The following is a 17,874-nucleotide window of genomic DNA, read 5'->3' as shown; positions in this document are numbered from 1 at the left end:
CCTCGAAATCGGTGGACATTCATGACCGGTCATATCCGCGTCCGCGGCGCGCGGGAGCACAACCTCAAGAACATCGACATCGACATCCCGCGCGATACGCTGACCGTGGTCACCGGCCTGTCGGGGTCGGGCAAGTCCTCGCTCGCCTTCGACACGATCTATGCCGAGGGCCAGCGCCGCTATGTCGAATCGCTCTCGGCCTATGCGCGGCAGTTCCTGCAACTGATGCAGAAGCCGGATGTGGACAGCATCGAGGGGCTGTCGCCGGCGATTTCCATCGAGCAGAAGACCACCAGCCACAATCCCCGCTCCACCGTCGGCACGGTGACGGAAATCCACGACTATATGCGCCTGCTCTGGGCCCGCGTCGGCGTGCCCTATTCGCCGGCCACCGGCCTGCCAATCGAGGCCCAGACGGTCAGCCAGATGGTGGACCGCATCATGGCCATGCCGGAAGGCACCCGCCTGCTGCTGCTGGCGCCTGTCGCCAAGGGCAAGAAGGGCGAGTTCAAAAAGGACTTTCTGGAATTCCAGCGGCGTGGCTTCGAGCGGGTGAAGGTCAACGGCACGCTGTACCAGATCGCCGAGGCGCCGAACCTCAACAAGAAGCTGAAGCACGATATCGAAGTGGTGGTGGACCGCATCGTGGTCCGCGAAGGCATCGAAAGCCGCCTCGCCGACAGCCTGGAGACAGCGCTGGGCCTCGCCGATGGCGTGGCCTATGCCGAGCCCGCAGATGGCGGCGAGCGGACCGTGTTTTCCCAGAAGTTCGCCTGCCCGGTCAGCGGCTTCACCATCGAGGAGATCGAGCCGCGGCTGTTCTCCTTCAACTCGCCTCAGGGCGCCTGCCCGACCTGCGATGGCCTCGGCACCCAGAACTTCTTCGACCCGCAGCTTGTGGTCCCGGATGACCGCAAGGCGCTGAAGGATGGCGCGGTGCAGCCCTGGGCCGGGGCGCAGTCGCCCTATTACGACCAGACGCTGGAAAGCTTGGCGCGGCACTACAAGGTGCCGATGACCACGCAATGGGGCGACCTGACCAAGGCCTTCCAGCACGTGCTGATGCATGGCACGGGCAGCGAGGTCGTCACGCTGAAATACAAGGACGGGCTGCGCGCCTATGAGGTGAAAAAGCCCTTCGAGGGCGTCATCCCCAACCTCGAACGCCGCTACCGCGAGACCGACAATGCCTGGGTGCGGGAGGATCTTTCCCGCTACCAGGCCTCTCGCCCCTGCCCCGTCTGCAGCGGCCATCGCCTGAAGCCGGAGGCGCTGTCGGTGCGTATCGCCGGCGAGCATATCGGCATGGTCAACGACCTTTCGATCATCAAGGCGCGGCGCTGGTTCGCCGGGGTGATGGAGACGCTGACGCCGCAGCGGCAGGAAATCGCGCGGCGCATCCTGCGGGAGATCGAGGAGCGCTTGCAGTTCCTGGTCGATGTGGGCCTCGACTACCTCAGCCTCGGTCGCTCCTCCGCCACGCTCTCGGGCGGCGAATCGCAGCGCATCCGGCTGGCGTCGCAGATCGGCAGCGGGCTGACGGGCGTGCTCTATGTGCTGGACGAGCCCAGCATCGGCCTGCATCAGCGCGACAACGAGCGTCTGTTGAAAACGCTGCGCCGGCTGCGCGACATCGGCAACACCGTGCTGGTCGTCGAGCATGACGAGGATGCGATCCGCAGCGCCGACCATCTGATCGATATCGGCCCCGCCGCCGGTAAGGGCGGCGGCCGCATCATCGCCCAGGGCACGCCGGCGGAGGTGGAGGCCGATCCGAACAGCGTCACCGGCCAGTACCTCTCCGGCAAGCGTCGCATACCGATGCCGGAGACGCGGCGCCCAACCGATCCGAAGCGCATGGTTCGCGTGGTGGGCGCGCGCGGCAACAACCTGAAGGACGTCACGGCGGAAATCCCGCTCGGCACCTTCTGCTGCATCGCCGGCGTCTCGGGCGGCGGCAAGTCCACGCTGATCATCGAAACGCTGTTCAAGGCGGCCTCGCGCCGGCTGATGGGCAGCGGCGAGGTGCCTGCGCCGCATGAGCGGATCGAAGGCCTCGAACATCTCGACAAGATCATCGACATCGACCAGTCGCCGATCGGCCGCACGCCGCGCTCCAACCCCGCCACCTATACAGGCCTGTTCGCGCCGATCCGTGACTGGTTCTCGGAGCTTCCCGAATCCCGCGCGCGCGGCTACGCGCCCGGCCGCTTCAGCTTCAACGTCAAGGGCGGCCGCTGCGAGGCCTGCCAGGGCGATGGCGTGCTGAAGATCGAGATGCACTTCCTGCCCGACGTCTACGTCACCTGCGATACCTGCAAAGGGAAGCGGTACAATCGCGAGACGCTGGAGGTGAAGTTCCGCGGCAAGTCGATCGCCGACGTGCTGGATATGACGGTGGATGAGGGCGCGGAGTTCTTCTCCGCCGTGCCCGCCATTCGCGACAAGCTCGTGGTTTTACGAGACGTCGGGCTTGGCTACATCCATCTCGGGCAGCAGGCGACCACCCTGTCGGGTGGCGAGGCACAACGCATCAAACTGTCCAAGGAGCTGTCGCGCCGTGCCACCGGCCGCACGCTCTACATCCTCGACGAGCCGACCACAGGCCTGCATTTCGAGGACGTCCGCAAACTGCTGGAAGTGCTGCATGCGCTGGTCGCCCAGGGCAATACGGTCGTCGTGATCGAGCACAATCTGGAGGTCATCAAGACCGCCGACTGGGTGTTGGACCTCGGCCCGGAGGGTGGCGAGGGCGGCGGGCGGATCGTCGCCAAGGGCACGCCGGAACAGGTGGCCGCGGAGAAGGAAAGCCACACCGGCCGCTTCCTCGCCCCCATCCTGGCGCGAGAGGAAGCGCCGGCCGCGCCCGTGGTGGTGAAGAAGCGCAAGCGGGCGTGAGCCCCCTCACCATCGCTTGAAACCCCGGTCCCCCGCCACGCCTCGGCCGCATTCCGGTTCTTGTCTGGTCCCTGTCGCAAGACCCGGAGGTTCCGTCATGACCATCACCCGCCGCCCCCTGTTCCTCGCTTTGCCCGCGTTGCTGCTCGCCACCACCGGCAAGGCGCAGACCCGTGTGGACGAGCTGCGCGGCCGCCTGACCGAGGACACCGCCGAGAGCTTTGGGCGCTTCGTCTCCGACCATCTGGACCAGGTCATTTCTCTCCGCCTCGCCGTCGCCCCACCGTCGCGCCAGGACGGGCTGACGGTGGAGGAGGAGGACGGCAAGCTGCGCCTGAACATCAGCGCGCCAGAGCGGATGCAGGTGACCTTCTTCGGCGGCCAGGCTCGGCAGCCGCAAGGTTTCGCGGTGGATTCCGTCTATCGAGTCCGCAATGACGGCATGCAGATGGGCATCCTGATCTACGGGCTGGACCCGCTGCCGGAGGCGGAGGCGCGGCAGGCCCGGCAGGCGGTGCGGCCCATCGTCCTCGGCTGATCTTGTCGATCGGGGCGGCCGGCGTCAGACTCGCGGGCAATCCAGCCTTGAAGCGGAATGCCAGACACCATGCGCCTGCCCCTTATCGCCATCGCCCTCGCGATCGGCGCTTCCCCCGTCGTTGCGCAGGAATTGCGCGTCGGCCTCGCGGCCAACATCACCTCGCTCGACCCGCATTTCCATGTCATCGGCTCCAACAGCGCGCTGGCCCGCAACATTTTTGATGGTCTGGTGAACCAGGATGACCGCCAGCAACTGACCCCCGGACTGGCCGAGTCCTGGCGCGCCGTGGATGGCACGACCTGGGAATTCACCCTGCGCGAAGGCGCCCGCTTCCACGATGGCGCACCCGTGACGGCGGAGGATGTCGCGGCCAGCCTTCGCCGCATCCCGAAGGTGCGCAACAGCCCCTCCTCCTTCCTGCCCTTCGTGCGGCCGATCACCGGCATCAGCGTGGTCGATGCCCGCACGCTCCGCCTGACGACCGCGGAACCCTTCCCGCTGCTGCCCAGCGCGCTCAGCCGCATCGCCATCCTGCCGGCCGCGGCGGAGGAGGCCGAAACCTCGGACCTCAATGCCGGGCGCGGACTTGTGGGCACCGGCCCCTACCGCTTCCAACGCAGCCTGCCGGGCGACCGGGTGGAGTTGGCAGCGGTGGACCCCGCCAATCCCTGGCAGCGCGTCAGCTTCCGCTTCGTCCCCAACAATCCGGCCCGCGTCGCCGGGCTGCTGGCCGGCGATCTCGACCTGATCGAGCAGGTGCCGACCGCCGACGCCGCCCGGCTGCGCCGCGACAGCCGCATCACCATGGCCTCCGCCGCCTCCAACCGCGTGATGTACCTGCATCCGGACAACGACCGGGACAGCACGCCCTTCGCCACGGCGAAGGATGGCAGCCCCATCCCGAACCCGCTGCGCGATGTCCGCGTCCGCCGCGCGCTCTCGCTCGCCATCAACCGCGCGGCGCTGGTCGAGCGCGTGATGGATGGGGAAGGCGCGCCGGCCGGCCAATTGGTGCCGGAGGGCTATTTCGGCCAAGCCCCCGCCATCCCCACCCCCAGCTTCGACCTGGCCGGCGCGCGCCGCCTACTGGCGGAGGCCGGGCTGCCGAACGGCTTCGCCTTGACCCTTCACGCCTCCAACGACCGCTATCCGAATGACGACAAGGTGGCGCAGGCGCTCGGCCAGATGTGGAGCCGCGCCGGCATCCAGACCCAGGTGGTGGTGCAGCCCGGCAGCGTCTTCTTCACCCGCGCCAGCGCCCGTGACTACAGCCTCATCATGGGCGGCGCGGCAGCGGAAACCGGGGAGGCCAGCTCCGTCCTGCGTCCGTTGCTCGCCACCTTCGACACGGCGCGGGGCGATGGCTCGGGCAATCGCGGCCGCTATTCCAACCCGGACTTCGACCGCCTGCTGCGCCAGGCCCTGACCACGGTGGAGGACCCGGCGCGGGAGGCGCTGCTGCGCCAGGCGACGGAGCTGGCGATGCAGGAGATGGGCGTGATCCCGGTCTTCTTCCTGTCCAGCACCTGGGCCTCGCGCGGCGGCGTCACCTACCGCCCGCGCTCGGATGGCTACACCCTGGCGGGCAATGCCGGCCGATGACCGAGGCTCCGATGAAGATCATCATCGACTGCGATCCCGGCGTCGACGATGCGATCGCCCTGCTGCTGGCCCTGGCCTCGCCGGAGATCGAGGTGCTGGCGGTGACCACCGTCGCCGGCAATGTCCCGGCCGAGCGGACCTTCGACAATGGCCGCCGCGTGGTGGCGCTGGCCGGGCGGCCCGATGTGCCGGTCTATCGCGGCTGCGAGGGGCCGCTGCTTGGCCCGCTGGTGCGGGGCAAGTACAGCGGTGCCGGCGGGCTCGGCGGGTCGCTGCTGCCCGAGAGCACGGCGCCGGTGGAAGCCGCGCATTCGGTGGATGTGCTGATCGCCAATATCCTCTCGGCCGCCGAGCAGGGGGAGCAGATCACCGTCTGCACCCTCGGCCCCTTCACCAACCTCGCGGTGGCGCTGGCGCGCGAACCCTTCATCGCCCGCGGCATCGACCGCATCGTCTCCATGGCCGGCGCCTTCGCGGCGGGCGGCAACCGCACGCCGAGCGCGGAATTCAACGTGCTGGCGGACGCCCATGCGGCGGAGATGGTGCTGCGCAGCGGCGTGCCCGTGGTGCTGATGCCGCTGGACCTGACCTTCCAGGCGCTGGCGACGCCGGCGCGCGTCGCCGATCTTCGTGGCCGCGGCGGACGCATCACGGACCTCGCGGCGGACCTCATCACCTTCTACGACCGCAACGACCCCGCCCGCTATGGCGAGCCGGGCGGCCCGCTGCACGACCCGACGGTCATCGCCTATCTGCTGCGGCCGGAGCTGTTCGGCGGGCGCCCGGCGCATGTCGCGGTGGAACTCGCCGGCCAGCACAGTTTTGGCCAGACAGTGGGCGACTTCTTCAACACCACCGGCAAGCCGCCCAACGCCACAGTGCTGAACCGGCTGGACGCGCCCGGCTTCTTCGATCTGCTGTGGGAGAGGCTGGCGCGAAGCTAGGCCGGCCAGGGCCAGGGCTGGAAGGCGAAGCCGCCGCGCCTCATCGTGGCATAGGCGCTGAGCTTCACCTTGGGCAGCACGGCGAAGCCATCCAGCGCGCAGCGCGTCGGCCCGCCTTTCGCGAAGTCCCGCAGGCCGGGGATGAAGTTCTGCACCACCTCCCAGCCGCCCATCCAGGCCAGGGGCCTGCCCTGCGCCTCTCGCACCACCGGGTCGGGGTCTTCCATCACCGGGCGGGCACGACCCGCCCAGGCGCGCAGCGGCTGCCGCGTCACCACCCAGAACAGCGTGTCGCAGACGCCGAAATCCGGCGTCAGGGCCAGCTTCATGCGGAACATCTGGTCCATCGCCGTACCTGCATCCTCGCCGCGCCCCAGAATGTCGAGGAAGGTTGCGTCCGTCATCCACCAGGGGGAGGTCAGGTTCACCCAGTCCGGGATCGGCTTGCCCGTCTGGTCGCGCGAATGGCCGATCCGTACCAGCACGCGGCCGGCCGGCAGCTTATTCTCCTCGGGATAGGTGATGCCGCCGATGAAGCGTCCGTCGCGGGCGGACCAGCCGCGCGCATAGTCCCGGTTGGCGTCACGCGCGGCGCCGGCAAAGGCCGCGGCATTGGCAGTCATGCGCCAGACCCTGGTCGGAGACTGAGGCGGCGTGGCGGCATGCGAAGGCGTCTCCTGCAGTGAGATCCTCCCCTGCCACGTGCCGCGCCGGCCGGGGAGTACCATCGAAGGCGGCTCTCGGAGTTGTTCACGCCATCGCCCGGGCCAGCCTCACAGCCGGCCGCGAAGGCCCGCCAGCATCACCGCGAGCCGGTCGCCGAAACCCCGCGGCGCCGGAATGGGCCGCCCCGCGGCCAGCCGCCGCAGGTCCCGCGCCGCCAGCACCGCCGGCAGCACCGCTGGCAGCGCGACACGCGGCAGAGCCTCCGCCCGCAGCCGGGCCAGGGTCACGATGCCCTCCTCGGCCAAGGCGCGGCGCAGAGGCTCGGCACGGTCGGGTTCCGCGATCACCGCCTCCGCGCTCAGCCCGGCCTCCGCCAGCGCATCCAGTGGCAGCAGGCAGCGGCCCTGGCTGGCATGGGCCGTGACACTGCGCAGCACCCCGGACAGTCCCTGCATGGCGCCCAACTTCTGCAAAGCCGGCAGCGCCGCATCCGGCGCGCCCAGCACCCGCCCGGCGGCTACCATCAGCCCGCCGGCGCCGGCGCGCAGAAAAGCGCCGAAGGCGGCCTGGCTCGGGATGCCCTCTGGCTCCGCCTCCGTCTCCCGCGCATCGACCAGGGCGGTGAGGCTGGCGGGGTCGAGCTGCCCGGCGGTGATCGCCTCGTGCAGCGGCCCGGCCACCTCATGCCGCCGCGCCGGCCGGCCCGCCGCCGCTTCCTCCACCGCATCGCGCCACCATTGCAGACGGATCAGGGTGGCGATCTGGTTGCTCGCCGCCTCCCGCGCCCGGGCCAGTTCGTGGTTGAAGGCATAGAGGGTGAACAGCGCCTCCCGCGCCGCTTCCGGCGCGAAGAGCGTGGCCAGGAAACGGTCCGGGTCATGGCGCCGCACGAAGGCGCCGAGGGGGGAGAGCGGGGGGCTGGCCATGGCGGCCAGATGACGGTCCGCGGCGCGGGCCGCAAGTGCGGTTGACGCTCCAACGGGCCAAGCCTAGGTCAGATTGCGGTCGCGGGAGGCTTCCTTCCGCAAGCCGGCCAAAGCCCCCCAACGGGAGAGACCCATGCCCTTTACCCTGCCGCCCCTGCCCTATTCCACCTCCGCCCTTGCCGCCCAGGGCATGTGCCAGGAGACGCTGGAACTGCACCACGGCAAGCACCACAACGCCTATGTGACGGCGCTTAACGGCCTGATCGAGTCCAAGGGTCTGGCCGGCAAGTCGCTGGAGACCATCGTGGCGGAGGCCGGCAAGGCCGGCGCCGATGGCCTGCCGGTGCTGAACCAGGCCGGCCAGCACTACAACCACCTGCTGTTCTGGCAGGTGATGTCGCCGAAGGGCGGCGGTGACAGCCTGCCGGCCGCGCTGGCCGCGAAGATCGACAGCGACCTCGGCGGCCTCGCCGCGTTCAAGGAGGCCTTCAAGCAGGCCGGCGTGACGCAGTTCGGCAGCGGCTGGGCCTGGCTGATCATCGGCAGCGACGGCAAGCTGAAGGTCACCAAGACCCCGAACGGCTCCAACCCCATCGCCACGGGCGAGGGCACGCCGATCCTCGGCGTCGACGTCTGGGAACACGCCTATTACCTGGACTTCCGCAACGTCCGCCCGAACTACCTCGACAACTTCCTGAACAAGCTGGTGGATTGGGAAGTCGTCGCCGGCCTGCTCGACAAGGGCGGCCTGCCGAGCGGCCAGACGGCCTGATTCTCCGCCTCTTCGGGCGAAAAAAGGGGGCGTCCGCGCAGGCGGGCGCCCCTTTTGCTGTCACCGCAGCGCGGATGCCGGCACCACCACGGCAAAGCGGTCGGCCAGTTCGGCCAGCGCATGGCGGTGGATATCCACGCCGCTGATCGCCACCCCGCCGGTCGGATCAGGCAGCGCCCTTGTGGCGCAGGCGTCGTGCGGAATGGTGACCCGATAGCCGAGGTCGAGCGCGGCCCGCGCGGTGGAGCTGACGCACATATGCGTCTGGTACCCGGCGACAATCAGCTCGGTCCGCCCGATGGCGGCCAGCATCGCGGCCAAGTCGGTCTTGGCGAAGGCATTGGGCAAGGGTTTCTCGACCACCGCCTCGCCCGGCGAAGGGGCCGCCTGCGGCAGGATGGCCCCGCCTTCCGCATCGCGATCGAACAGCCCGCCGGCGCGGCCCTTATGGGCGACATGCACCAGGATGGCCCCGCCAGCCCGGGCGCGGGCGATCAACGCCGACAGCACGGCCAGGGAGGGTTCCATACCCTCCAGCGGCAGCTTTCCGGTCAGGTATTCCCCCTGCGCGTCGATCACCAGCAGCACGGCATCGGCCAGCTTCGGCGGGTCCAGGCTTGCGCCGGACATCTGCAACAGGGTTCTGGGGGTGGTCATTGTGGCTGTCCCGCGGTTCAGCCGGCATAGGAGCACCGCGGCGACCGCCCGTCCCGCGCGCAGACCGCATGACGGGCCATGCGTGCGGGGCATGTGGGGAGGAAGCGCCTCCCCACCCCGAGGCTCAGACCTTCGCGTCGTTCGCGGGCGCCGGCGGCTTCACCACGCTGCCGATCGTGCCGCGCACCACCGTCACGCGCACATTCGGCGCCAGCTCCACCTCCACCTCGTCGCTGTCGTCGCGCACCTTGGTCACGGTGCCGACCAGGCCGCCGCCGGTGATGACCTTGTCGTTGCGCTTCAGCGCCGACAGCATGGTGCGATGCTCCTTCATCTTCTTCTGCTGCGGGCGGATCAGCAGGAAGTAGAAGACGGCGAAGATCAGGATCAGGGGGAGAAGCTGCATCACGACGGAGGCGGCGCCGCCGGTGGCATCCTGGGCATAGGCAGGGGAGATGAACATGGTACGGGATCCGGCTTTCCTGGAGGGGTAGCCCCGGGGTTGCGGGGCATCGGCCCGCAACCTAGCCTCCGGCCCCTTTCCGTCAATACATCTTCCGGATCACCCCCTTGTCCGAGCCCCATGCCCTGCTGCCCACATTGACCCGGATCGCGGAGGCGCTGGAGCGTCTGGCCCCGCCGGCCCTGGTGAAGCCGGACCTGGCCGCGGCCGATGCCTTCGTCTGGCACCCCGGCCCGCCAGCCCGGCTGGACCCGGTGCCGAAGGTGGCCGCCGTCGGCATCACCCTGCTGCAGGGGGTGGAGCGGCAGAAGGCGCTGATTCTGGAAAACACCCTGCGCTTCGCCCGCGGCCTGCCGGCCAACAACGCCATGCTCTGGGGCGCGCGCGGCATGGGGAAGTCCAGCCTGGTGAAGGCGGCCCATGCCGCCGCCAATGCCGAATCGCCCGGTGCGCTCGCCCTGGTGGAAATCCAGCGGGAGGATGTGCGCACCCTGCCCGAGCTGCTGAACGTTCTCCGCGCCGGCGACCGCCGCTGCCTGGTCTTCTGCGACGACCTGTCCTTCGAGCGGGAGGATGCCGACTACAAGGCGCTGAAATCCGTCCTCGATGGCGGCATCGAGGGGCGGCCCGCCAATGTGCTGTTCTACGCCACCAGCAACCGCCGCCACCTGATGCCGCGCGACATGATCGAGAATGAGCGCAGCACCGCCATCAATCCCTCCGAGGCGACGGAGGAGAAGGTCTCGCTGTCCGACCGCTTCGGCCTCTGGATCGGCTTTCACAATTGCGACCAGGACACCTTCTTCGCGATGGTCGAGGGCTATGCCGGCAGCTTCGGGCTACCCGTGCCGGCGGAGGAGCTGCGCCGCGCGGCGGTGGAATGGAGCGTCACCCGCGGCGCACGATCCGGTCGCGTCGCCTGGCAGTTCGTGCAGGACATGGCCGGGCGGCTGGGGGTGAAGACCGGCGCCTGAGCGGTCGCACGGGCCAAAGATTGCAGAACGGCGCCGCGCGGTGACGCGGATGTGAATTCGCGGACGCTTTCTGTAGTTTGGCTTGCCCCGCCCTGGCGGCTGCGGGAACCCTTCGCGCGCCAGCTGCCGGGCCGCCATTCCGACGGACACCGCATCGGCTCCCCCGAGGATTCCGCCCTTGTCCGCTCTCTTCGACCTGATGCTCTGGCCGCTGACGGCCTCCTGCAACCTCGTTAGCCGTGCGCCGATGCTCTCGGTCGCCCTGGGCTGCGCGCTCGGCCTGCTGGCCTTCTTCACGCATCACGGCGCCTGGGGCGCCACCTTCGCCATGTTCGTCGGCTTCGTGCTGATCTGGATGAGCGAATCCGCCCAGCGCATGCTGCCCGAGCAGGGCGTCGTGGCCGGCGACTGAAGGCGCGGCGCGCCCGGCCTCAGGCCGGGCGCAGCACCTCCAGCCCACCCAGGAAGGGCCGCAGCACTTCGGGGATGGTGACGCTGCCATCCTCGTTCTGATGCGTCTCCATCACCGCGATCAGCGCCCGGCCCACGGCCACGCCGCTGCCGTTCAGCGTGTGCAGAAACTCCGTGCCCTTGCCGCCGGCGGGCCGGAAGCGCGCATCCATGCGCCGCGCCTGGAAATCCCGGCAATTGGAGCAGGAGGAAATCTCCCGCCAGGCCTGCTGCCCGGGCAGCCAGACTTCCAGGTCATAGGTCTTGGCGGCGCCGAAGCCGGTGTCGCCGGAGGCCAGCACGATGCGGCGCCAGACCAGGCCGAGTTCGGTCAGCACCCGCTCGGCGCAGGCGGTCATCCGCTCATGCTCCGCCTCCGAGTCGGAAGGCAGCGTGATGGAAACCAGCTCCACCTTCGGGAACTGGTGCTGGCGCAGCATGCCGCGCGTGTCGCGCCCGGCGGAGCCGGCCTCCGACCGGAAGCAGGGCGAAAGCGCGGTCAGGCGCATCGGCAGCGCCGTCTCGGCCAGGATCTCGCCGCGCACGAAATTGGTCAGCGGCACCTCCGCCGTCGGGATCAGCCAGCGGCCATCCGTGGTGGCGAACAGGTCTTCCTTGAACTTCGGCAGCTGGCCGGTGCCGTACATGGTGGCGTCGTTCACCAGCAGCGGCACGCTGCATTCGGTATAGCCGTGCTGGTCCACATGCAGGTTCAGCATCCACTGCCCCAGCGCGCGTTCCAGCCGCGCCAGCGGGCCGCGCAGCACGGTGAAGCGGGCACCGGCCAGCTTGGCGGCCGTGCTGAAATCCATGCCGAAGGCCTCGCCCAGTTCGAAGTGCTGGCGCGGGGTGAAGGCATAGTTGCGCGGGCTGCCATGGGTGTGCAGCACGACATTGGCCGATTCATCCGCGCCTTCCGGCACATCCGGAGCCAGGATATTGGGCAGGGCGGCCAGCAGCTCGTCCCGCGCCGCTTCGTGCAGTTCCGGCGTCGCGGCGGCCGCGGCATCCATCGCCGCCTTCACCTCCGCCTTCAGCCGCTCCGCCGTCGCCGTGTCGCCGGCCTTCATGGCGGCGCCGATCTGGCGGGACAGCTCGTTGCGGGTGGTCTGCGCGGCCTGGGTGACGCGCACTGCCTCCACGCGCAGATCATCCAGGCGCAGGGCCTCGGCCGCGACGGGGGAAAGGCCACGCCGCGCGAGAGCCGCATCGAACGCCGCCGGATCGGCGCGCACCACCTTGATGTCATGCATGGGACTGGACCTGAGCGCGAGTGATGACCAGCGGCTAGGACGGCGCGGCGATGCCGTCAACCGGAAGCGGCGTCCCGGCCGCCCCCGGCTCAGTCGGTCACACCTCGGTCGTGGTCTTCTTCTTCCGGCCCATCCACACCGCCGCGAGAATGGAAATCTCGTAGAGCAGGATCATCGGCACGGCGAGGCCGATCTGGCTGATGATGTCGGGCGGGGTGATGATAGCGGCCACGACGAACATGCCGACCACCGCGTAGCGCCGCCCCTTCCGCAGCCCGTCCACGGACACGATGCCGACGCGGGCCATCAGCGTCAGCAGCACCGGAAGCTGGAAGGCGATGCCGAAGGCCAGGATCATGTGCATGACCAGCGAGAGGTATTCGCTGACCTTCGCCTCCAGCTGGATCGGCACCGTTCCCGCATCGCCCGGCGTCTCGAAGCTGATGAAGAAGCTCCAGGCCATCGGGAAGATGAAGTAATAGGCCAGCGCGGCGCCCATCACGAACAGGAATGGCGAGGCGACCAGGAAGGGCGTGATCGCGTTCTTCTCGCTTTTGTACAGGCCCGGGGCGATGAACAGCCAAAGCTGCGTCGCCCACATCGGGAAGCTGAAGAACGTGGCACCGAAGAAGGCGACCTTCAGATAGGTGAAGAAGGCCTCGTACAGCGCCGTGAAGATCATGCGGCGTTCGCCCATGCCCTGCTGCTGCAGGATGTCGGCGAGCGGCGCGGCCAGGAAGCCGTAGATCTGGCGGGAGAAGTAGTAGCAGATCGCGAAAGCGATGATGAAGGCGCCAACCGACCACATGAGCCGCGTGCGCAGCTCCATGAGGTGCTCGATCAACGGCATCGGCTTGTCGTTGATTTCGTCGTTCGGATCACGCGGCACGGTGGGGGGATCCGTATGTCAGGAGGCTGAACCGGGCGGCGGCACAAAGGCCGGCGCGGCGGGGGCCGACGGCGCGGTCACCGCGGCCGAGGGTTCCGGCGTCGAAGGCGCCGCAGCCATGGCTGCCGGGCTTGACGAAACGGGGGGCGGTGTCACGCCAGGCGGGATAAAGGCCGGCGCGGCCACGCTCGGCGAGGCGCCCGGATCGGACGATACGGGCGGCGGCGTTACCTCCGCGCCATGCACCGGCGGCGGCGTGTCCTGGAAGGCGTCGCGCAGCGGATTGCCGATCGGATCTTCCGTGAATGTTTTGCGGAGCGACCCGTCCTTGTCGATTTCCTTCTCGACGATGTCCCGCACGTTGAAGCTGCGGATTTCGTTGATCTGGTTGCGCACGTCCTCAAGCTTGGCTTCGCGCACCACCTCATCCACCTGGCCCTGGAACTCCCCGGCCATGCGACGCAGCTTCTGTATGCCCTTGGCGATACCGCGCACGGCATCAGGAAGGTCCTTGGGGCCGATGACGACCACAGCGACCACGGCGATCAGCGCCAGTTCGGTCCAATCGAGACCCAGCATGAATCCTCATCCCCGACGCCATGCGGCATGCCGGCCCGCGGGCCATCCCGTTAGCAGGATCGTCGCCCCCCGCCAATCCGGCGGCAACCCGACCCGCCCTATCTAGGGAGCCTCGGGTGGGAATACGAAGGCCCTTTCGGGGTCCATCGCGATGGAGACCCGATCCCCCCGGCTCAACCAGATGCCCGGCGGCAGCCGGGCATGAAGATGCAGCAATCCGCCCTGCCCGTCCGCCACCGCCAGATGCACCAGCGTGGTGGCGCCGAGCAGCCGGCAGGCCTCCACCTCCGCCGCCACCCCTTCCGAGTCGGGGTCCGACAGGCGCAGCCCCTCCGGCCGCAGCAGAACCTCCACCGCCGCGCCGTCCGGCGCCGGGGCGGGCGGCGGCACCCGCACGGCGCCGATCGCGGTTTCCGCCACGCCGTCCCGCAGCACTGCCGGCAGCCGGTTCACCTCACCCAGGAAGGTCGCGACGAAGCGGGTGCTCGGGGCGAGATACAGGGCGGAAGGCGCGCCGAGCTGTTCGATTCGCCCGGCATTCATCAGCGCGATGCGGTCGGCCATGAACATCGCCTCCTCCGCATCATGGGTGACGATCAGCGTGGCGATGCCGGCTTCCTGCAACACATGCAGCGTGTCGTCCCGCACCTGCTCGCGCAGCCGCGCATCCAGGCTGGCGAAGGCCTCGTCCAGCAGCAGCAAAGCCGGGCGCGGCGCCAAAGCGCGGGCCAATGCCACCCGCTGCTGCTGGCCGCCGGAGAGCATATGCGGCCAGGCCTTGGCATAGGCTTCCAGCCCCACCCGGGCCAGCGCATCCATGATCCGCCATTGCCGCTGCCCGCGCGGGACGAAGCGCAGGCCGAAGGCGACGTTTTCCTCCACCGTCAGATGCGGGAACAGCGCGTAGTCCTGGAAGACGAAGCCGACGCCGCGGGCCTCCGGCGGCGTTTCCCGCCCCGGCTCGGCGATCAACTGCCCGTCCAGGGTGATGCGCCCCTGCTGCAAAGGCTCCAGCCCCGAGGCGAGGCGCAGCAAGGTGGTCTTGCCGCAGCCGGAGGGGCCGAGCAGGCAGAGGATTTCTCCGGGCCCCACCTCCAGATCCAGGTCCCGCAGCACCACGCCCCGCTCGGGATAGCTGTGGGACACCCCTTCGAAGCGGATGCTCACGGTGCCTCTGGTGCCGGCGGCTTGAGCGGGTCCAGCAGCGGCGTGGACTCGCCGCTGACCAACTCCTCCCGCTTCGGCAGGTCGCGGAGCGAGGTCAGGCCGAATTGTTCCAGGAAGCGCGGCGTGGTGCCCCAGAGCGTCGGCCGTCCCGGTACTTCCTTCTGCCCGCGCGGCGCCACCAGCCCGTGTTCCAGCAGCGCCTCCAGCGTCGTCTGGGCCAGACCGGCGCCGCGGATTTCCTCGATCTCGGCGCGGGTGACGGGCTGGTGCCAGGCGATCACCGCCAGCGCCTCCATCGCCGCACGCGGCAGGCGCTTCGGCACCTCCACCACCCGGGTCAAGGCGGCGGCGAGGTCGGGGGCGGTACGCAGCGCGAAGCCGCCGGCCGTCTCCGCCAGCACCACGCCCCGGCCTTCCAGCAGCCGCCCCAGCTCCCGCAGCACCGCCGTCGCGTCCTCGCCCTCCGCCAGCACGGTCTGCAGGCGGGCGGGCGTCACCGGGCGGTCGGAGGCGAACAGCAGCGCTTCCGCCAGCCGCAGCGCGGCGGAGGAGATGACAGGCTCGCCCCCCTCCTCGGCAGGCAAGGCCTCCTCTGCGGGCGCGTCGTCCTCAGGCGGCCCGGACATCGGCCGCCTTTTCCGCGGGCTGGGACCGGCGCAGCAGGATCGGCCCGAAGGCGCGGTCCTGGCGCAGGTCGAGATGACCGCCTTTGGCCATTTCCAGGCCGGCGATCAGCGTGCTGGCCAGGGCGACCCGGCGCTCCACCGTGTCCAGCTCCGCCGCCTCCGGCAGGAAGCGTTGCAGCACGCCCCAGCTCGGCAGGTCGCCCAGCACCTGGGTCAGCCGCGCCAGCGCGTCCTGCACACTCCAAAGCCGGCGCGGTTTGGGGCGGTAGGGGCGCAGCGCCATCGCCCGACGGCGGCCGGCGACATAGGCCTGGCACAGGGCGGACAGATCGGCGCGCAGGCCGGAGCGATCCTCGATCGTCAGATTCTCGGGCGCACCACGGGCAAAAAGGTCGCGGCCGAGCTGCGGACGCTGGCCAAGCCAGGCGGCGCCGGCGCGCATCACCTCCAGCTCCGCCAGCCTTTCGGTCAGGCGGCTGGCCAGGGCTTCCGGGTCTTCCTCCTCCCCCGCTTCCTCCTTGGGCAGCAGCAAGCGGGATTTCAGCCAGGCGAGCCAGGCCGCCATCACCAGCCATTCGGCCTGCAATTCCAGGCGCATGCCGCGCGCCTTGTCGATCACCGCCAGATACTGATCGACCAGCGCGACGATGGAGATGCCGGCAAGGTCCAGCTTCTGCGCCCGGGCGAGGTCCAGCAGCAGGTCGAGCGGCCCCTCATAGCCATCGAGGCGAAGATGCAGCACCGGATCGGTCATGACTCTCCCCCATGGCCGGACAGCGTGAAGATCACCCGCATCACTGGCACCGCCACCTCCTGCACCAGGCTGCGCAACGGGTCGAAGCCCGGCACCAGATAGGGCAGCACGAAGATCAGGCCGATGACGATCAGCAGCCCGAACCGCTCCAGGCTCGCCACCGCCCGCGCCGCGGGGGCCGGCAGGATGCCGACCAGGATGCGCCCGCCATCCAGCGGGGGAATCGGCAGCAAATTGAAGCAGGCGAGGATGACGTTATACAGCACGCTGTACTGGACAAGGCTGATCAGCCACAGGATGACCTCGTCCGGCAGGGTGCCGTCCGCCGCCACCACCAGATGGGCGAACAGGCCGAAGCCGAAGGCGAGCGCGAAATTGATGGCCGGCCCGGCGGCCGCCACCAGCACCATGCCCCAGCGCGGATTGCGCAGCCGCCAGAAATCCACCGGCACCGGCTTGGCCCAGCCGAACATCGCCTCCACCCGGCCGATGGTCAGCAATTGCGTCACCAGCAGAAGGCCCGGCAGCAGGATGGTGCCCACCGGGTCCACATGGCGCAGCGGGTTCAGGCTGACCCGGCCGAGCAAATAGGCCGTGTCGTCGCCCAGCGCCCGGGCGGCAAAGCCATGCGCCGCCTCATGCAAGGTGATGGCCAGCACCGCCGCCACCACGATCGCCGCGATCTCGGCAATCATGCGAAGGCGGGTCGCGTGGCGAGCAGCCGGTCGCGGATCTCCGCCAGCAATTCCGGCGCGATGGTCCGCCGCGCGCCCAGCATCGCCGCCCGCGCCGCCGCCATCCGCGCCGCGCTGGCCTCGGTCAGCGCCGGGCAGGATGCGAGCAGCGCCGCCGTTTCCGCCAGCACGCCCGTGCAATGCAAGGCAAGGTCGCAGCCCGCCGCCATGGTGGCGCCGGCGAGGTCGTTGGAAAGCCCCACCACGGCGCCCATCGCCAGGTCGTCGGAGACCAGCACGCCCTGGAAGCCGATCTCACCCCGGATGACATCGCGGATCAGGCCGGGGGACAGGGTCGCGGGCAGCGCCGGGTCCAACGCCTCATACACAATATGCGCCGTCATCGCCCAAAGCCCGATGCCGCCATCCGGCGCCGACAGGGCCTTGAAGGGCGCGATATCGTCGGCGAGCGTGGCGCGGTCCGCCGCGACGCGGGGCAGCGCCTCATGGCTGTCCACCTCCGCCCGCCCATGGCCGGGGATATGCTTCACCACCGGGATGCAGCCGGCCTGTTGCAGCCCCCGCACCCAGGCGGCGCCAAGGCGGGCCACCTCCGCCGGATCGGCGGAGAAGGCACGGTCGCCGATCACCCCATGGGCGCCGGGCAGGCGCAGGTCGAGCACCGGGGCGCAGACCACATCCAGGCCGAGCACGGCGCATTCCAGGCCGAGCAGCGTGGCATTCGCCTCCGCCGCCATGGCGGGCGCATCCTCGAACAGCGCGGCGGCGGGGAATTCGGGCCAGTGCGGCGGGCGCAGCCGGGCGACGCGGCCGCCTTCCTGATCCACCAGGATCGGCGCCGCCTCCCCCAACTCCTCCCGCAGCGCGGCACAAAGGGCCGCAACCTGCGCCGGGCTTTCGACATTGCGGCGGAACAGGATGGCGCCGGCCGGGCGGTGCCGCCGGAACAGCGCAGCCTCCTCTGCCGTCAGCGTTGTGCCGGCGATGCCGACGATGACGGCCCTGGGCATCGTCAATG

General features: G+C 69.6%; 19 protein-coding genes. 7 read left to right on the top strand and 12 right to left on the bottom strand.

The window, feature by feature from the left end; all coding sequences use genetic code 11:
- Positions 1-21: 21 nt before the first annotated feature.
- The 4 genes from uvrA to ACVFYP_RS05285 all read left to right on the top strand — a co-directional run bounded on the left by uvrA (position 22) and on the right by ACVFYP_RS05285 (position 5,985).
- Positions 22-2,898, top strand: a complete 2,877-nt coding sequence (uvrA, locus tag ACVFYP_RS05300) for an excinuclease ABC subunit UvrA (protein WP_499199078.1) — start codon at positions 22-24, stop codon at positions 2,896-2,898.
- A 97-nt stretch (positions 2,899-2,995) separates the two neighbouring features.
- Positions 2,996-3,436 carry a hypothetical protein gene (locus tag ACVFYP_RS05295; protein ID WP_499199077.1) on the top strand — a complete coding sequence of 147 codons (441 nt, stop codon included), beginning with the start codon at positions 2,996-2,998 and terminating at the stop codon, positions 3,434-3,436.
- A gap of 69 nt (positions 3,437-3,505) precedes the next feature.
- The gene (locus ACVFYP_RS05290) at positions 3,506-5,041 is read left to right on the top strand and encodes an ABC transporter substrate-binding protein (RefSeq protein ID WP_499199076.1); all 1,536 of its coding nucleotides are present in this window, start codon (positions 3,506-3,508) and stop codon (positions 5,039-5,041) included.
- Positions 5,038-5,985: a nucleoside hydrolase gene (locus tag ACVFYP_RS05285; protein WP_499199075.1), complete on the top strand. Its 948-nt coding sequence runs from the start codon at positions 5,038-5,040 to the stop codon at positions 5,983-5,985. The genes ACVFYP_RS05290 and ACVFYP_RS05285 overlap by 4 nt, the downstream gene beginning before the upstream one ends.
- Here ACVFYP_RS05285 and ACVFYP_RS05280 read toward each other — a convergent pair.
- Positions 5,982-6,608 carry a hypothetical protein gene (locus ACVFYP_RS05280; protein ID WP_499199074.1) on the bottom strand — a complete coding sequence of 209 codons (627 nt, stop codon included), beginning with the start codon at positions 6,606-6,608 and terminating at the stop codon, positions 5,982-5,984. The genes ACVFYP_RS05285 and ACVFYP_RS05280 overlap by 4 nt on opposite strands.
- A gap of 150 nt (positions 6,609-6,758) precedes the next feature.
- Positions 6,759-7,577 carry a phytoene/squalene synthase family protein gene (locus tag ACVFYP_RS05275; RefSeq protein ID WP_499199073.1) on the bottom strand — a complete coding sequence of 273 codons (819 nt, stop codon included), beginning with the start codon at positions 7,575-7,577 and terminating at the stop codon, positions 6,759-6,761.
- A gap of 133 nt (positions 7,578-7,710) precedes the next feature.
- On the opposite strand from ACVFYP_RS05275, the gene ACVFYP_RS05270 reads away from it, so the two are divergent.
- Positions 7,711-8,349, top strand: a complete 639-nt coding sequence (locus ACVFYP_RS05270; protein ID WP_499199072.1) for a superoxide dismutase — start codon at positions 7,711-7,713, stop codon at positions 8,347-8,349.
- 60 nt (positions 8,350-8,409) lie between these two features.
- Here ACVFYP_RS05270 and ACVFYP_RS05265 read toward each other — a convergent pair whose 3' ends face one another.
- Together ACVFYP_RS05265 and yajC are read right to left on the bottom strand one after the other, a co-directional pair.
- A complete protein-coding gene (locus ACVFYP_RS05265; protein ID WP_499199071.1) occupies positions 8,410-9,006 on the bottom strand; it encodes a cysteine hydrolase family protein in 597 nt (198 codons plus the stop codon).
- A 124-nt stretch (positions 9,007-9,130) separates the two neighbouring features.
- Positions 9,131-9,469: a preprotein translocase subunit YajC gene (gene yajC, locus ACVFYP_RS05260; RefSeq protein ID WP_499199070.1), complete on the bottom strand. Its 339-nt coding sequence runs from the start codon at positions 9,467-9,469 to the stop codon at positions 9,131-9,133.
- Between the two features lie 107 nt (positions 9,470-9,576).
- On the opposite strand from yajC, the gene ACVFYP_RS05255 reads away from it, so the two are divergent.
- Both ACVFYP_RS05255 and ACVFYP_RS05250 read left to right on the top strand, forming a co-directional pair.
- Positions 9,577-10,443 carry an ATP-binding protein gene (locus tag ACVFYP_RS05255; RefSeq protein WP_499199069.1) on the top strand — a complete coding sequence of 289 codons (867 nt, stop codon included), beginning with the start codon at positions 9,577-9,579 and terminating at the stop codon, positions 10,441-10,443.
- Positions 10,444-10,621: 178 nt separating this feature from the next.
- Positions 10,622-10,855: a hypothetical protein gene (locus ACVFYP_RS05250; RefSeq protein ID WP_499199068.1), complete on the top strand. Its 234-nt coding sequence runs from the start codon at positions 10,622-10,624 to the stop codon at positions 10,853-10,855.
- A 19-nt stretch (positions 10,856-10,874) separates the two neighbouring features.
- Here ACVFYP_RS05250 and serS read toward each other — a convergent pair whose 3' ends face one another.
- The 8 genes from serS to nagZ form a co-directional block, all read right to left on the bottom strand.
- Entirely contained in the window at positions 10,875-12,146 is a 1,272-nt protein-coding gene (gene serS / locus ACVFYP_RS05245; protein WP_499199067.1) for a serine--tRNA ligase, read from the bottom strand.
- A 97-nt stretch (positions 12,147-12,243) separates the two neighbouring features.
- On the bottom strand, positions 12,244-13,035 hold the full coding sequence (tatC, locus tag ACVFYP_RS05240; protein ID WP_499199066.1) for a twin-arginine translocase subunit TatC: 792 nt from the start codon (positions 13,033-13,035) through the stop codon (positions 12,244-12,246).
- A gap of 18 nt (positions 13,036-13,053) precedes the next feature.
- Positions 13,054-13,614 (bottom strand): Sec-independent protein translocase protein TatB, encoded by a 561-nt coding sequence (tatB, locus tag ACVFYP_RS05235; protein WP_499199065.1) that lies wholly within the window; start codon positions 13,612-13,614, stop codon positions 13,054-13,056.
- A gap of 102 nt (positions 13,615-13,716) precedes the next feature.
- Positions 13,717-14,781, bottom strand: a complete 1,065-nt coding sequence (locus ACVFYP_RS05230) for an ABC transporter ATP-binding protein (RefSeq protein ID WP_499199064.1) — start codon at positions 14,779-14,781, stop codon at positions 13,717-13,719.
- Positions 14,778-15,407: an SMC-Scp complex subunit ScpB gene (scpB, locus tag ACVFYP_RS05225; RefSeq protein WP_499199063.1), complete on the bottom strand. Its 630-nt coding sequence runs from the start codon at positions 15,405-15,407 to the stop codon at positions 14,778-14,780. Before scpB ends, ACVFYP_RS05230 begins: the two co-directional genes overlap by 4 nt.
- Positions 15,391-16,161 (bottom strand): segregation and condensation protein A, encoded by a 771-nt coding sequence (locus ACVFYP_RS05220; protein WP_499199062.1) that lies wholly within the window; start codon positions 16,159-16,161, stop codon positions 15,391-15,393. The genes scpB and ACVFYP_RS05220 overlap by 17 nt, the downstream gene beginning before the upstream one ends.
- The gene (locus tag ACVFYP_RS05215; protein WP_499199061.1) at positions 16,158-16,856 is read right to left on the bottom strand and encodes a site-2 protease family protein; all 699 of its coding nucleotides are present in this window, start codon (positions 16,854-16,856) and stop codon (positions 16,158-16,160) included. The genes ACVFYP_RS05220 and ACVFYP_RS05215 overlap by 4 nt, the downstream gene beginning before the upstream one ends.
- Entirely contained in the window at positions 16,853-17,866 is a 1,014-nt protein-coding gene (nagZ, locus tag ACVFYP_RS05210) for a beta-N-acetylhexosaminidase (protein ID WP_499199542.1), read from the bottom strand. The genes ACVFYP_RS05215 and nagZ overlap by 4 nt, the downstream gene beginning before the upstream one ends.
- Between the last annotated feature and the right edge of the window lie 8 nt (positions 17,867-17,874).

The organism is Roseomonas sp. F4, assembly GCF_053891155.1.
Note: the sequence above shows the minus strand (reverse complement) of the source record. Positions and strands in the feature narration are given on the sequence as shown.

Excerpts from the sequence above, each read along its gene's own strand:
- uvrA (WP_499199078.1), top strand. The coding sequence starts at position 22 with ATGACCGGTCATATCCGCGTCCGCGGCGCGCGGGAGCACAACCTCAAG.
- ACVFYP_RS05295 (WP_499199077.1), top strand. The coding sequence starts at position 2,996 with ATGACCATCACCCGCCGCCCCCTGTTCCTCGCTTTGCCCGCGTTGCTG.
- ACVFYP_RS05290 (WP_499199076.1), top strand. The coding sequence starts at position 3,506 with ATGCGCCTGCCCCTTATCGCCATCGCCCTCGCGATCGGCGCTTCCCCC.
- ACVFYP_RS05285 (WP_499199075.1), top strand. The coding sequence starts at position 5,038 with ATGACCGAGGCTCCGATGAAGATCATCATCGACTGCGATCCCGGCGTC.
- ACVFYP_RS05280 (WP_499199074.1), bottom strand. The coding sequence starts at position 6,608 with ATGACTGCCAATGCCGCGGCCTTTGCCGGCGCCGCGCGTGACGCCAAC.
- ACVFYP_RS05275 (WP_499199073.1), bottom strand. The coding sequence starts at position 7,577 with ATGGCCAGCCCCCCGCTCTCCCCCCTCGGCGCCTTCGTGCGGCGCCAT.
- ACVFYP_RS05270 (WP_499199072.1), top strand. The coding sequence starts at position 7,711 with ATGCCCTTTACCCTGCCGCCCCTGCCCTATTCCACCTCCGCCCTTGCC.
- ACVFYP_RS05265 (WP_499199071.1), bottom strand. The coding sequence starts at position 9,006 with ATGACCACCCCCAGAACCCTGTTGCAGATGTCCGGCGCAAGCCTGGAC.
- yajC (WP_499199070.1), bottom strand. The coding sequence starts at position 9,469 with ATGTTCATCTCCCCTGCCTATGCCCAGGATGCCACCGGCGGCGCCGCC.
- serS (WP_499199067.1), bottom strand. The coding sequence starts at position 12,146 with ATGCATGACATCAAGGTGGTGCGCGCCGATCCGGCGGCGTTCGATGCG.
- tatB (WP_499199065.1), bottom strand. The coding sequence starts at position 13,614 with ATGCTGGGTCTCGATTGGACCGAACTGGCGCTGATCGCCGTGGTCGCT.
- scpB (WP_499199063.1), bottom strand. The coding sequence starts at position 15,407 with ATGTCCGGGCCGCCTGAGGACGACGCGCCCGCAGAGGAGGCCTTGCCT.
- ACVFYP_RS05220 (WP_499199062.1), bottom strand. The coding sequence starts at position 16,161 with ATGACCGATCCGGTGCTGCATCTTCGCCTCGATGGCTATGAGGGGCCG.
- ACVFYP_RS05215 (WP_499199061.1), bottom strand. The coding sequence starts at position 16,856 with ATGATTGCCGAGATCGCGGCGATCGTGGTGGCGGCGGTGCTGGCCATC.
- nagZ (WP_499199542.1), bottom strand. The coding sequence starts at position 17,866 with ATGCCCAGGGCCGTCATCGTCGGCATCGCCGGCACAACGCTGACGGCA.